General features: G+C 70.1%; 11 protein-coding genes. 9 read left to right on the plus strand and 2 right to left on the minus strand.

Going from position 1 to position 13,297, the window contains the following annotated elements; translation table 11 throughout:
- Positions 1-13 precede the first annotated feature (13 nt).
- Positions 14-1,003: a 2OG-Fe(II) oxygenase family protein gene (locus tag BLU79_RS38930; RefSeq protein WP_093910754.1), complete on the plus strand. Its 990-nt coding sequence runs from the start codon at positions 14-16 to the stop codon at positions 1,001-1,003.
- A gap of 73 nt (positions 1,004-1,076) precedes the next feature.
- Here BLU79_RS38930 and BLU79_RS38935 read toward each other — a convergent pair whose 3' ends face one another.
- Positions 1,077-1,763 carry a sulfotransferase family protein gene (locus BLU79_RS38935; RefSeq protein WP_256333632.1) on the minus strand — a complete coding sequence of 229 codons (687 nt, stop codon included), beginning with the start codon at positions 1,761-1,763 and terminating at the stop codon, positions 1,077-1,079.
- A 230-nt stretch (positions 1,764-1,993) separates the two neighbouring features.
- Here BLU79_RS38935 and BLU79_RS38940 point away from each other — a divergent pair, with 230 nt between their 5' ends.
- From BLU79_RS38940 to bla, 8 genes are all read left to right on the plus strand, one after another.
- On the plus strand, positions 1,994-2,707 hold the full coding sequence (locus BLU79_RS38940; RefSeq protein ID WP_093910755.1) for a CmcI family methyltransferase: 714 nt from the start codon (positions 1,994-1,996) through the stop codon (positions 2,705-2,707).
- A gap of 18 nt (positions 2,708-2,725) precedes the next feature.
- Entirely contained in the window at positions 2,726-3,589 is an 864-nt protein-coding gene (locus BLU79_RS38945; RefSeq protein ID WP_256333626.1) for a CmcJ/NvfI family oxidoreductase, read from the plus strand.
- A gap of 21 nt (positions 3,590-3,610) precedes the next feature.
- Complete coding sequence (locus BLU79_RS38950) at positions 3,611-4,570, plus strand: 2OG-Fe(II) oxygenase family protein (RefSeq protein ID WP_093910757.1); 960 nt, start codon at positions 3,611-3,613, stop codon at positions 4,568-4,570.
- Between the two features lie 63 nt (positions 4,571-4,633).
- Complete coding sequence (locus BLU79_RS38955) at positions 4,634-5,377, plus strand: O-methyltransferase (protein WP_093910758.1); 744 nt, start codon at positions 4,634-4,636, stop codon at positions 5,375-5,377.
- A complete protein-coding gene (locus BLU79_RS38960; RefSeq protein ID WP_093910759.1) occupies positions 5,374-6,978 on the plus strand; it encodes a long-chain-fatty-acid--CoA ligase in 1,605 nt (534 codons plus the stop codon). Before BLU79_RS38955 ends, BLU79_RS38960 begins: the two co-directional genes overlap by 4 nt.
- Positions 6,979-7,036: 58 nt before the next feature.
- Positions 7,037-8,158, plus strand: a complete 1,122-nt coding sequence (locus BLU79_RS38965; protein WP_093910760.1) for a homoserine O-acetyltransferase MetX — start codon at positions 7,037-7,039, stop codon at positions 8,156-8,158.
- Positions 8,159-8,169: 11 nt separating this feature from the next.
- Positions 8,170-9,603: an MFS transporter gene (locus BLU79_RS38970; protein ID WP_093910761.1), complete on the plus strand. Its 1,434-nt coding sequence runs from the start codon at positions 8,170-8,172 to the stop codon at positions 9,601-9,603.
- A 210-nt stretch (positions 9,604-9,813) separates the two neighbouring features.
- Positions 9,814-10,752: a class A beta-lactamase gene (gene bla, locus BLU79_RS38975; protein WP_093910762.1), complete on the plus strand. Its 939-nt coding sequence runs from the start codon at positions 9,814-9,816 to the stop codon at positions 10,750-10,752.
- 58 nt (positions 10,753-10,810) lie between these two features.
- Here bla and BLU79_RS38980 read toward each other — a convergent pair whose 3' ends face one another.
- The gene (locus BLU79_RS38980; RefSeq protein ID WP_256333627.1) at positions 10,811-13,129 is read right to left on the minus strand and encodes a D-alanyl-D-alanine carboxypeptidase family protein; all 2,319 of its coding nucleotides are present in this window, start codon (positions 13,127-13,129) and stop codon (positions 10,811-10,813) included.
- Positions 13,130-13,297 lie beyond the last annotated feature (168 nt).

Raw genomic sequence — 13,297 nt, forward strand, 5'->3', positions numbered from 1 at the left:
ATCGGAGGATTTCATGCCCATCCCGATGCCGTCGGCACACGTACCGACGATCGACATCTCGCCGCTCTTCGGCAGCGATCCGGACGACAAGCTGCGTGTCGCGCAGGAGATCAACAAGGCGTGCCGTGGGTCCGGGTTCTTCTACGCCTCACACCACGGCATCGACGTCCAGCACCTCCAGGACGTGGTCAACGAGTTCCACCGGACCATGACCGACGAGGAGAAGCACGAGCTGGCGATCAACGCCTACAACAAGGCCAACCCGCGGGTGCGCAACGGGTATTACATGGCCGTCAAGGGCAGGAAGGCCGTCGAGTCCTGGTGCTATCTGAACCCGTCGTTCAGCGAGGACCATCCGATGATCCGGTCCGGGACGCCGCTGCACGAGGTGAACATCTGGCCGGACGAGAAACGGCACGAGCGGTTCCGGCCGTTCTGCGAGCAGTACTACCGGGACATGTTCCGGCTCTCCAAGACGCTGATGCGGGGGCTCGCGCTGGCGCTGGGCAAGCCCGAGGACTTCTTCGACGCCCACCTCCCGGAGGACGACACGCTGTCCGCCGTGTCGCTGATCCGCTACCCCCGCCTGGACGACTATCCGCCGGTCAAGACGGGTCCGGACGGCACGAAGCTGAGCTTCGAGGACCACCTCGACGTGTCGATGATCACCGTCCTGTTCCAGACGGAGGTGCAGAACCTCCAGGTCGAGACGGTGGACGGCTGGCAGGACCTGCCGACGTCCGGCGACAACTTCCTGGTGAACTGCGGCACCTTCCTGGGGTACCTGACGAACGACTACTTCCCGGCGCCGAACCACCGGGTGAAGTTCATCAACGCGGAGCGCCTGTCCCTGCCGTTCTTCCTGCACGCCGGGCAGACCACGCTGATGGAGCCGTTCCACCCCGAGGCCGTCGAAGGCAGGGAGCCGAACCCGCCGATCGCGTACGGCGACTACCTCCAGCACGGCTTCCACGCGCTCATCGCCAAGAACGGCCAGACCTGACGGTGACCCCACATGGCCCCAGGACCCGGCGGGGTCCTGGGGCCATCGCGTGCTGTGCCCACGGGCGTCCTGCTCAGCGCTCGGCCGGCGCGGCCCGCAACGCGGCGATCGCCCGCCGCCGCTCCTCGAACAGCTCCCCGGCGCGCGCGTGGAAGCCGTCGGCCTCGTTGATGTGAGGGAACTCCTCGTCGGGGACCGGCACTTGAAGGAACTCGCAGAGCGGACCCCAGCCCTCGCTGACCCGGAAGACCAGCAGCCGATCGGCCGGCACGGTGGCCTTCACCTCGGCGATGTGCCGGTTGAAGGCCTCTACGGCCTCCTGTTCGTCCATCTCGTTCAGCGGCCGGTCGCCGCCCACGTCGACCATGCGGGGGCGCAGTTCCTCGGTCATGAAACGGCCGAACGCGGCGGCGTCAGGGTCGGGGTCCTCCGGCTGCTGCATGTGCCGGGAGAAGATGGTCTTCCTGGCGCTGGCGTACCAGCGGTGCGGATCCCGCACCGTCAGCACGACCTTCGCCTTCGGCCACGCCTCCATCAGCTCGCGCCAGAACACACAGCCGGGGAAGTCCACCGTCGCCCGGTACCCCTCGAACACCGGCCGCACATCCACCGGGTCACTGGCGAGCGCCTCCTGCCACAGCGGCATCTGCCGGGGGTTCGTAATCACTTCCGTCATGTGGTGACACGGGTCGAACCCGAGCCTCTGGAGTGCCGCCCGCATCGATAGCGTACCGGTACGGCCATATCCGGCGCCTATCACGTCCAATGGAGATCTTTCCCTTCTGTACGCGATATTTTCTCGTGCCCGCGGAACTCTACCCGCCTGACGGCCTTTTACCGCTCGTGAATTTTCTACCAGGCCCTTTTCGGACTTTCGCCTTCTGCGGAATTACATGGAGAGACCCCGGAGAGTGCCGTAAGAGAAGGCCAAGAGTAGTGCGGGCTAGCATCGCAGAGCCGAAATGCGGCGCAAACTCAGGGGAGAGCTCATTGAACGACTACTCTCGCGAGAACTTCCTGGATCTGAACGCATTCCGAGGGCTGGGCGAGGACCCGGTCTACCGTTCCCCGGAACTCACGGACCGGCCGCGAGACTGGCCGCTCGACCGGTGGGCCGAGGCGCCGCGCGATCTGGGCTACCCGGATTTCTCCCGCTATCAATGGCGGGGTCTGCGGCTGCTCAAGGACCCGGAGGCCCAGGCGGCCTTCCACGACCTGCTGTGGGAGTTCCGCCCCCGCACCATCGTCGAACTCGGCGTGTACAGCGGCGGTTCCCTGGTCTGGTTCCGCGACCTGACCCGGCTCATGGGCGTCGACTGCCGGGTCATCGGGGTCGACAAGGACCTCTCCCGCTGTCAGATTCCCGCCTCCGAGATGACGGACATCGCCCTCCACGAGGCCGACTGCACCGACCTCGGGACGCTGGAGAAGCTGCTCGGCGACGTCGCCCACCCGCTGCTGCTCGTCGACGACGCGCACGCCGACACCTTCAACGTCATGCGCTGGGCGGTCGACCATCTGCTCCACGAGGGCGACTACTTCGTCATCGAGGACATGATCCCGTACTGGCACCGCTACAGCCCGGCCCTGCTGGAGCAGTACCTGGCGTCCTTCCACGAGGTGCTGACCATGGACATGGTGTACGCCAACGCCAGCCCCCAGCTGGACCGGGGCGTCTTCCGCCGCACGGCGGCGAAGGGCTAGCCGGCCACCGTGTCCGCCGTGTCGACCGTCCTGCACTACGCCGCACCGCTGACCCCGGACGCCCCGGACGACGACTGGTGCATCGACGCCCTGTCCCGGCCGCCCGAGGTGATCCTCAACTTCCGTATGGTTCCGCACGAGGCGACCGTCACTGACCTGCGCGACAGCACCGTACGGCCCACCCTCGACACCATGGGGTTCGAGCGGGTCGAGGCTCCCACCCGGGCCGACCAGCGGGCCCTGGCGGAGAACTCCGAGCAGGCCCTGGAGCGGTACCGGCAGGAGACCGCGGAGCTCCTGACGTCCGTCACCGGGGCAGACGCGGTGGCGTTCTTCGATGCCACCCTCCGACGCCAGGACGCGACCCCCTCCGGCGTGACGCCCCATCAGGCCCCGCATCTGCGCGTCCACGTCGACCAGAGTCCGAACAGCGCCCGGGCCCGAGCCGCCCGGCACGGCGGGGAGGGCCGCAGCTTCGGCAGGTTCCAGATCGTCAACATCTGGCGGCCGCTGCTGGAGCCCGTCCGCAACTACCCCCTCGCCCTGTGCGACTACCGGTCGCTGGACCCCGCCGCCGACCTGGTGCCGACCCGGCTGGACTTCCCGGAGTGGCTCAAGGACCGCGAGAGCTACTCCGTGAAGCACAACCCCGGCCACCGCTGGCACTACTGGCGGTCCCTCACCCCCGACGAGGTCCTCCTCTTCAAGTGCCACGACAGCGCGAGCCGCACGCTGGCGCTCGCCGCGGACGGCGCGGAGCACCCCGGGGCGGCCGACGTGGCCGGTCTCTGCCCGCACACGGCGTTCTACGACGAGCAGGGACCCGACGTCGGGCATCTGCGCACGTCTCTGGAAATGCGCGCCGTACTTTTCTACGACTGATCCGGGAAGGAGCGGGCCACCATGACCGACACGGCGGTGCCCCGAGTGCCCATCTTCAGCCTCACCGCGCTCAAGAAAGGCGTCGACCAGGAAGAGTTCCGCAGGTGCGTGACCGAGGCGGGCGTCTTCTACCTCACCGACTGCGGAGTGCGCGAACAGGACCACAGGCTCGCCACCGACACGGCGATGGACTTCTTCGAGCGCGGCACGCCACAGGAGAAGGCGGCGGTGACGACGAAGATCCCGACCCTGCGCCGCGGATACTCCGCGCTGGAGGCCGAGAGCACCGCCCAGGTGACCAAGACGGGCACCTACACGGACTACTCGATGGTGTTCTCCATGGGGCTCGCCGACAACCTCTTCCCCTCGCCGGCCTTCGAGGAGATCTGGACGGACTACTTCGTCGGCCTCTACACCGCCGCCCGCGAGACCGCCCAGGTCGTCCTGGAGGCGACCGGTACCTACGACGGCTCGGACGGCCGGGACATCGACACCCTGCTGGACTGCGACCCCGTGCTGCGGCTGCGGTACTTCCCCGAGGTCCCCGAGCACCGTGCCGCCGAACACGAGCCGCGCCGGATGGCACCTCACTACGACCTGTCCATCATCACCCTGATCCACCAGACGCCGTGCGCCAACGGGTTCGTCAGCCTCCAGGCCGAGATCGGCGGCGACATGGTCGACCTGCCGCACGTGCCGAACGCCGTGATCGTGCTGTGCGGCGCCATCGCGCCGCTGGTCACCCAGGGCGCCGTCCCCGCGCCCCGGCACCACGTCAGGTCCCCGGATGCCGGACTGCGCGAGGGCAGCGGACGTACGTCGAGCGTGTTCTTCCTGCGCCCGTCGACCGACTTCGCCTTCTCGGTCCCCAAGGCGCGCACGTACGGCCTCGAAGTCGACACCCTCGACGGCGAGAGCGCGACCTTCGGGGACTGGATCGGGACCAACTACGTCACGATGCACGCGACTCCCACGACGTAGACGTCGCCGCCAAGCCTGCCGGAACCCCCCCACACGTCGAGTCACACGTCGAGAGAAGAAGCCATGGAACACAGGTCCGACGCCGTCTTCAAGAAGCCCTCGATCTTCCGGGACGGAGTCCGCGAGTACGCGGAGCGCCTTTCCTCCCCCGTCTCGGCCGAACTGCGCGACATCGCCGAGGAGACCGTGAAGGCCACGCCCGAATGGGCGGACATATCGACCGCGCACATCCAGACGTCCTTCCTCCAGATGCTGATCACCACCGGCGGGATGAACCGGGTGCTGGAGGTGGGCACATTCACCGGCCACGGCACCGTTGCCCTCGCCGAGGCACTGCCGGACCACGGCGAGGTCGTCACCATCGACAGCTACGTCGCCGACAAGCGGGCCCAGGACGTGGCCGTGCGGGCCTTCGAACGCAGCCCGCACGGGCACAAGATCAAGCCCGTGCTGGACGAGGCCCTCACCGTTCTGCAGAGCGTCGAGGGCGACTTCGACCTCATCTTTCTGGACGCCGACAAGCCCAACTACATCTCCTACTTCGAGACCATCCTCGCCCGCGACCTCCTGCGGCCCCGTGGCCTTCTCGTCGTCGACAACACCCTGTGGGGCGGTGAGGTCCTCCACCCGCGCTCCCTGCCGCCCGCCGACGAGGCACGCACGGGCGAGGAATGGGTGGAGCGCATGTTCGCCAACTGGGCGCACGACGTGGTCAGGTTCAACAAGCACGTCGTCGACGACCCCCGGGTGCGCGCCGCTCTGCTCACCGTCCATGACGGCATGACCCTCGTCCAGCTTGCGTCATGACCGGGCAGGGCGGCATCGGGCTCTCGGTGGGCATGCTGCTGCGGCGGGCGGCCACCGTGGCACCCGGCAAGCAGATCCGTGAGGTCGACCTCGCCGGGCGGCCCCGCGGCACGTCCTGGTCGGCGCTGCGCGAACGCGTCCACCGGCTCACCGACGCCCTGAGACGCCTCGGCGTCGACCACGGCTCCGCGGTGACGACCTTCGCCTGGAACAGCACCCGGCACCTGGAGTGGTTCTTCGGTGTCCCGATGGCGGGTGCTGTGCTGGTGCCGGTCAACGTCCGCTTCTCCGACGACCAGATCGCCTGGGTCGTGGCCCACGCCGACTCCCGCGTGATGGTCGTCGACGCCTCCCTCACCGGGCAGTTGGCGCGGCTGCTGCCCCGGCTGGGCTCGGTGCGCGAGTTCGTCGTGATCCCCGACGGGGGCGAGGTGCACCCGGCGTTCGCCGACGCGCACTCCTACGAACGGCTGCTGGCCGAGGCCGATCCGGTCGAGCCCCGTGACGTGGCGGAGAACCGCACCGCCTGCCTCTGCTACACCGGCGGCACCACGGGCCACCCCAAGGCCGTCGCCCACTCGCACCGCTCCCTCGCCCTGCACTCCCTCGCCATGTGCGCGGCCGACGCCTTCGCGGTCCGGGAACGCGACGTCGTCTTCCCGCTGACGCCGCTGTTCCACGCCACCGCCTGGGGGCTGCCGTACGCGGCCGCCCTGGTCGGAGCCGGCCTGGTGTTCACCGGACCGCACCTGAAACCCGAGTCCATCGCCCGGACCCTGGAACGGGAGCAGGTCACCCTGTCGGCCGGCGTGCCCACCTTCTGGCTCGCGCTGGACGAGATGGACCCGCCGAAGGAGGTGTTCGCCTCCTTGGAACGCATCGTCTGCGGGGGCTCGGCGATCCCGCAGGGCCTCGTGCACCGGTACGCCGACCGCGGCGTCACCATGCAGCAGGGGCTCGGCATGACGGAGAACATGGCGACGGTCGCGCTGACGAACATCCGCAGCGGCCTGGCGACCCTGCCCCCCGAGAAGCAGCTGGAACTGCACCACACCCAGGGCCTGGCCGTACCGGGCGTCGAGGTGCGGCTGGTCGACGACCGGGACCGACTGGTGCCCCACGACGGCGTGACCCAGGGCGAACTCGAAGTCAGATCGCTGTGGGGCGCGACGCGTTACGAGAACCCGGGCGACGGCGCCAACACCGAGAAGTTCCACGACGGCTGGCTGCGCAGCGGGGACATCGCCACCATCGACCCGGACGGCTACATCCGTATCACCGACCGCAGCAAGGACCTGATCAAGTCGGGCGGCGAGTGGATCAGCTCCATCGCGGTCGAGTCCGCGCTGATGGACCACCCCGCCGTCCTGGAGGCCGCCGTCGTCGCCGTGCCCGACCTCCGCTGGCAGGAGCGGCCACTGGCCGTGGTGGTGGCACGCTCCGGCGCCACCGCGACGCCCGACGAACTCCGCTCCTTCCTGCGCGGCCGGCTCCCGAAGTGGTGGGTGCCGGACCGCTTCGAGTTCGTCCCCGAGATCACGAAGACGGCCACCAACAAGTTCGACAAGAAGCTGCTGCGCAGCCGCTACGCCGACCACTGACCCCGCAGACCCCAGGGGCCTGTCCGACCACCCGGGCCCAGCCACGGAGGGAACGCGCATGCGTCTGAACAACACCGGAGCCTGGCAGCCCGACGACCCCCCGGGAAACCGGCGCTTCGTCACGACCCACTCCGCCGAGGCACCGCTCGCGCTGATCTCCGGGCAGACCCTGGGCCCCGTGACCATGTCGTACGAGGCCTGGGGCACCCTCGACGCGGACCGCAGCAACGCGGTGCTGGTCCTGCCGCCGCTGAGCATGACCAGCCACGCGGCAGGACCCGCCGGGCCGGGGCATCGCGCGGAGGGCTGGTGGGACGGCCTGATAGGCCCCGGCAAGGCGGTCGACACCGACCGGTTCCAAGTCATCGTCGCCAACAACCTCGGCGGCTGCGACGGCAGCACCGGCCCCGCGAGCCTCGACCCGACGGGACGGCCGTGGGCCGCACGGTTCCCCGCACTCGACGTCGTCGACCAGGTCAACGCCGAGGCGGCACTGGCCGACACGCTGGGCATCGAGCGCTGGCACACCGTCATCGGCATGTCCATCGGCGGGGCACGGGCCCTGGAGTGGGCGGTCTCCCGCCCCGAACGGGTGGGCCGGCTCCTGCTGATCGCCGTGGCGGCGGCCACCCGTGTCGAACAGGCCGGCCACACCCACATCGAGCTGGAACTGATCCGGCGGGACCCGCACTTCCACGGCGGCGAGTTCTACCACCTGCCCGAGGGCTGCGGCCCGCGCACCGGCGTCTCCCTCGCCCGCAGCTTCGCCCACATCCGCTACGGCACCGAGAGCTACTGGCAGGACCGGTTCGGCGGACAGTCCTGGTACCACGACTCGGACGGCTGCCACGAGAAGTTCCGCGAATACGTGCTGGCACAGGGCGACAAGGTGTGGGAACGCTTCGACGCCAACTGCTGCCTCGTCCTGTCCGAGACGGCCCTGAGCGCCACGGTCGCGCGCGGCAGGGGCGGCATCGACGACGCGCTCGCCCGGATCACCGCGCCCACCCGCATCGTCGGCTTCTCCACCGACCGCGCCTATCCCCCCGAGACACAGCGCGAGTTGGCGGCGGGCATCCGGGAAGCCGAGGCGCACATCATGGAGACGGACCTCGGACACTACGGCTTCATGCTCGCGCCGGACCTGGTCGAGCCGCATCTGCGCCTGACCCTCGGGTAGCGGGCGCACCGGTGCTCGCCGTACTGCTCGTGGGCGCCTTCATGCCCACCCTGGACTTCTTCGTCGTCAACGTCGCCGTCCCGTCGATGACCGAGGACCTGCACGCGACCAGCGGCGAGATCGAACTCGTCGTCGCCGTCTACGCCATCGTCTACGCGAGCCTCGTCGTGCTGGGCGGCAGGCTCGGCGACTACTGGGGCCGCAAGAAGGCCTTCGTGGTCGGCACCGCGCTGTTCACCGCGACGTCGGCGATGTGCGGCTTCGCCCCGGACGTGTGGTGGCTGATCTGCGCACGGGCGCTGCAGGGCGGCGCCGCCGTCGTGCTGTTCCCGCAGGTGCTCGCGCTGATCCAGCTCCACTACCCGCCGGAGATACGCCCCCGGGTGATGCGCGTCTACGGCCTGGCGACGGGCAGCGCGATGGCCACGGGACAGCTCATCGGCGGACTGCTGATCAGCCTCGACTGGCTGGGCCTTTCCTGGCGTTGGGCCTTCCTCGTCAACCTCCCGTTCGGCGTGGTGACGCTGCTCCTCGCCCCCCGTCTGCTGCCGACGACCGCTCGGCTCGGCAGCCTGCGCATCGACCGCACGGGGGTCCTGCTGTTCTCGGTGGCCATGGTGCTGCTCGTGGTCCCCCTGACGGTCGGCCGCTCGGCCGGCTGGCCGGGCTGGACCCTGCTCATGCTCGCCGGGGCGGCGGTGCTGCTCCCGGGATTCTGGCTCTGGGAACGCCGCGCCGAGTCCCTGGGCCGCGACGCGCTGCTCCCACCCAGCCTGCTGCGCGTCGGCAGCCTGCGCATCGGGCTGCTGATCGTGTGCGCCTTCTACGCCACCATGTCCTCGTCCCTCTACGTCCTGGCCCTGCTGCTCCAGGAGGGGCGCGGTCTCACCCCCCTCCAGTCCGGGCTGGTGTCCAGCCCGCTCATCGTCGGCTTCTGCGCGGCGAGCATGGCCTCCTCCGCCCTGACGGCACGGTGGGGCACCCGCTCGCTCAAGGGTGCGATGTGGATCCGGACGGCCGGCTTCGCGGCCCAGTTCCCGCTGCTGCTCGCCGACGCCCGCACCGTGAGCATCCCGGCGCTGGCCGCGCTGCTCGCCGTGAACGGAGCCTGCACGGGAGCGGTGATGGCCCCGCTCCTGGGGATCGTCCTCGACGACCTGAAGCCCGCTCAGGCCGGCGCCGCCAGCGGCCTGGTGGCCACGACCCAGCAGGTGGCCGGTGCCGTCGGCCTCTCCGTCATCGGCATCGTGTTCCACGGCGTCGGCCGCCACACGACCCTCGACCCGGAGAGCGTCGCCACCGGCTACCGGCACGGCCTCGTCTATCTGATCCTGATGTCGGGAGCCGCCCTGACCGCACTGTCCCTGCTGACCCGGACCCGGAACGACCACAGCCCCGCCGGCACACCGGCTGGGCGTGCCCGGGTCGTTCCGTACCAGGACTGAGGCCCGCCTCGGAGCCGTACCCCCGCCGAGACCTGCGGCCCCTGCCCCGGCGTGACGCCGGCCCGGCTCCCGCACATCTGCTCGACTCAATCACACGGCAGGATGGCCGAGTTGAACTCAGCCGACCCGGCGCGTAGAACAGCGACCACCCCCCTTTGTGCGCCGGCCGCGGCAGGGTACGACTCGGCTCTCGAAAGCAGGTACAACCGCATGACCCCAGAGCACTCCGGCCTGTCCCGCCGCGCCCTCCTCACCGCGGCGGTCCTGCTGCCCCTGACGGGCTGCGGTGACGGCCGGGACCGCTCGGCCGCCCTGGCGTCCCCCGGACCGGCCCGCCCGTCCGCCTCACCCTCACCCTCCGCGACGCCCCTGAAACTCCCGTCGCTGCGCGCCCTGGAACGCAAGCACGACGCCCGGCTCGGCGTGTACGCCCTGCACACCGGTACGGGGACGACGGTCGCGCACCGGGCGGACGAACGCTTCGCGTTCTGCTCCACGTTCAAGACCGCCGCCGTCGCCGCGGTCCTCGACCGCAACCCGCTCAGTCACCTGGACAAGCGCGTCACCTACGGCTGGAACGACATCAACTCCATCTCGCCCGTCACCCGGAAGAACGTCACCCAGGGCATGACGATCCGTCAGCTATGTGACGCCGCCGTCCGGCACAGCGACGGCACCGCGGCCAACCTGCTGCTGCGCGACCTCGGCGGCCCGCAGCGGCTGACCGCCTATCTGCGCGAGCTCGGCGACACCGTCAGCCGCCTCGACCACTACGAACCCGAACTCCACCGGGCCCGCCCCGGAGACCCGAACGACACCACCACGCCCCGCGCGATCGCCGCCGACTACCGCACGATCATCCTGGGCGAAGCGCTCGCCACCGACAAGCGCGCCCTGCTCACCGACCTGCTCGTCCGCAACACGACCGGCGGCAACCGCATCCGGGCCGGCCTGCCCAAGGGCTGGCGGGTCGCCGACAAGACGGGAACCGGCACCTACGGCCGGGCCAACGACATCGCCGTCGTGTGGCCGTCCGGCTCCGAGCCCCTCGTGCTGGCCATCATGTCCGAGCGCGCCGAACGCGAGGCCCGCCCCAGCGAGTCGCTGATCGCCGAGGCGACCGAGCAGATCGCTGCCGCGCTGACCTGAATTCGGTGCGCCGGCTCCGCCGGGGGGGTGCAGCAGTCCCGGCGGAACTCCGCTCGCCTCACCCGAGCCGGGTCAGCTTCGTCCCGAGAGAGGGCTCCCGAAGCTCCGACTGCAGCGCCACGGGCACACTCTGCGCCCCCGTACCGCCGTCCACCGCCAGCTTGCCGACCACGGTCCCGGCCTTGGTCCCGGCGGCGAGATCCTCGCCGCCGTCGCGGAACGTGAACTTCAGCTTCTGCCCGGGTACCCCGACCACCTTCAGGTCCTTCGTGGCCACCACCGGCGTACGGCCGCCGAGACCGTCGTCGACATGTCCGACGACCTGGCCCTTCTTCACCGCGGTCGCCGAGGTGAGCGCCTCCCGGACCGCCTTGACGACCTTCTCGCTGTTGTCCAGCACCAGCTTCAGGCTGGTCCCGCCGTTGGGGTCCGGAGGCGGGGCGTGCTGGTCCATCATCGTGCCCAGGATCAGCCGGTCCTCGCCGTCCACGGTCCGGTACGCCGCCCAGGACAGCGTGCCGCCCGCGGCGGTGTTGGAGCCGGTCTTGAGGCCCCTGACGCTCAGGCCGGCCACGAGCAGGTCGTTGTTGTTGTAGATGCGTCCGACGTCGGGGATGTCGGCGTTGGGCATCGCGACTACCGCGCGGAAGGACTCGAACTTCATGACCGCCTCGGCCAGCTTGAGCTGATCGACGGCCGTGCTGACGGTGCCCTTGTCCAGGCCGCTGGGGTCGGTGTACGTCGTGTTCGTCATGCCGAGCGACTTGGCCGCCTCGTTCATCTTCCGGACGAACGCGGTCTCGTCCCCGCTCTTCGTGTCCCACCGGGCCAGCAGTCGGGCCACGTTGTTGCCGGACGGGATCATCAGCATCTTCAGCATGTCCTGAAGGGTGAAGGTCTGGCCGACCCGCAGCCCCTCGATGCGCGACTCGTCCTTCGACTTGCCCTCCTCCACGGTCCGGGCGTCGACCGTGACGTCCGGGCCCGGCTCGTCCCTCTTCAGTGGGCGCTCGTGAAGCAGGACATACGCCGTCATGATCTTGGCGACACTCGCCGTCGGGACGGATTTCTGCTCCCCGAACGTCCCGATGCTGCCCGACCCCACGACCGTGACCGCGGCCTGCCCCTCCTCCGGCCACGGCATGGAGAACGCCTCCCCGCCGATGGTGAAGGACGACGCGCTCGTGTCGAGGGCGAGGGTCGGTTCGGGCAGCGGTCGGAGGAACTGGACGACGAGGAGTACCAGCACGACCAGCGCCACGAGAGGTGACCAGATCTTGATCCTGCGCAGGGTCGTGCGCAGCGGGGTGGCCGGTGGCGGCGGGGTGTTGGTGAGCTGCGCGAGCAGGTCGATCGGGGAGGGAGCGGGCTGCGCCTCCTCCGGCTCGGCGTCCGGCAGATCGTCGACGCTGATCGCCAGCGTCCTGTCGCGTTCGACCGAGGCGGCCTCCGGCGACCGCAACGCCAGGGTCCGCGTGCTCTCGGATCCCCCGGGGACGGCGGCGTCTGCCTCGGGCTCCTTCGCGACGGCGTCTTCCCCGGGGTCGTCCGTGGTGGTCGCGTCGGTGGTCGTGTCCGATGCGCTGCCGCTGTCCTTGGCAAGCGCGTCGGTGTCCGGTTCCGGAGTGGGGTCGCCTACCTCGGCTGCTGCGTCGGTGTCCTCGTCCGGTGCGGCATCGTCCGCCTCGGCTGCCGCGTCGGTGTCCTCGTCCGGCGCAGTGTCGTCGACCTGTGCAGGCGCCTCGGCGTTCTCGTCCGATTCCTTGCCGTCGTCCTCGGCGTCAGGTGCCTCGTCGGGGAGGGGACCGGCCTCCTGAACCGGGGCTTCGCCGCCCGCATCGCCCTCGTCGGCCGGTTCGTCGTCAGCGTCGGCGTTTGGTTCGGCCGGTTCCTGCGCTGTCGCGTCGGCGGAGTCCTCCGGTTGGTCCGGCTCCTGGGTCTCCACGGGCGTCCGTGGTTCCGCTGCCGCTTCCGGTGATTCGGGGTCCGCCCCCGCCGCCCCCGGCTCCTCCTCCGACTGCTCGGCCGCCGCCGGTTCCGCCTCCTCGTCCGCTGGTTCAGCGGCAGCGTCGGCGTTGGATTCGGCCGGTTCTTGTGCTGTTGCGGGGTCCTCCGGCTGGTCCGGCTCCTGGGTCTCCTCGGGCGTCTGCGGCTCCTCCGCCGCTTCCGGCGACTCGGACTTCTCCTCCGTCGGCTTCTCCGCCGACTCCGCTTCTGCCGCCGCCTCCGCCGACTCCGCTTCTGCCGTCGCCTCCCCGGACGCCTTCCCGCTGTCCTTCTCGGCCGACTCCGCGCCCGAACCGTGTTCGGCGCCGCGGGGCTGCGCCGACGGGTCGTCCTGGTCAAGGACGTCGGTGTCGGGTGTTCGGTCCCCCATCGCTGTCTCCTTCGTGCGCTTGCGACACATGCGTCCTACGAGACGGGCGGACGGGCACGTCACGTTGCCTAACGCAAGGGCCGGTGATTCTCGCCGGGCGATCCGCGGTCCCAGGGGTCCGGCCGGCGATCGCCACGCGGCGGCGCGGCCAGCGTAACCGATCACTGT

This window comes from Streptomyces sp. cf386 (genome assembly GCF_900103585.1).
GTDB lineage: Bacteria > Actinomycetota > Actinomycetes > Streptomycetales > Streptomycetaceae > Streptomyces.

Bases quoted from the DNA above. Each gene is read 5' to 3' on its own strand.
- BLU79_RS38930 (WP_093910754.1), top strand. From the start codon at position 14: ATGCCCATCCCGATGCCGTCGGCACACGTACCGACGATCGACATCTCG.
- BLU79_RS38950 (WP_093910757.1), top strand. From the start codon at position 3,611: ATGACCGACACGGCGGTGCCCCGAGTGCCCATCTTCAGCCTCACCGCG.
- BLU79_RS38955 (WP_093910758.1), top strand. From the start codon at position 4,634: ATGGAACACAGGTCCGACGCCGTCTTCAAGAAGCCCTCGATCTTCCGG.
- BLU79_RS38960 (WP_093910759.1), top strand. From the start codon at position 5,374: ATGACCGGGCAGGGCGGCATCGGGCTCTCGGTGGGCATGCTGCTGCGG.
- BLU79_RS38965 (WP_093910760.1), top strand. From the start codon at position 7,037: ATGCGTCTGAACAACACCGGAGCCTGGCAGCCCGACGACCCCCCGGGA.
- bla (WP_093910762.1), top strand. From the start codon at position 9,814: ATGACCCCAGAGCACTCCGGCCTGTCCCGCCGCGCCCTCCTCACCGCG.
- BLU79_RS38980 (WP_256333627.1), bottom strand. From the start codon at position 13,129: ATGGGGGACCGAACACCCGACACCGACGTCCTTGACCAGGACGACCCG.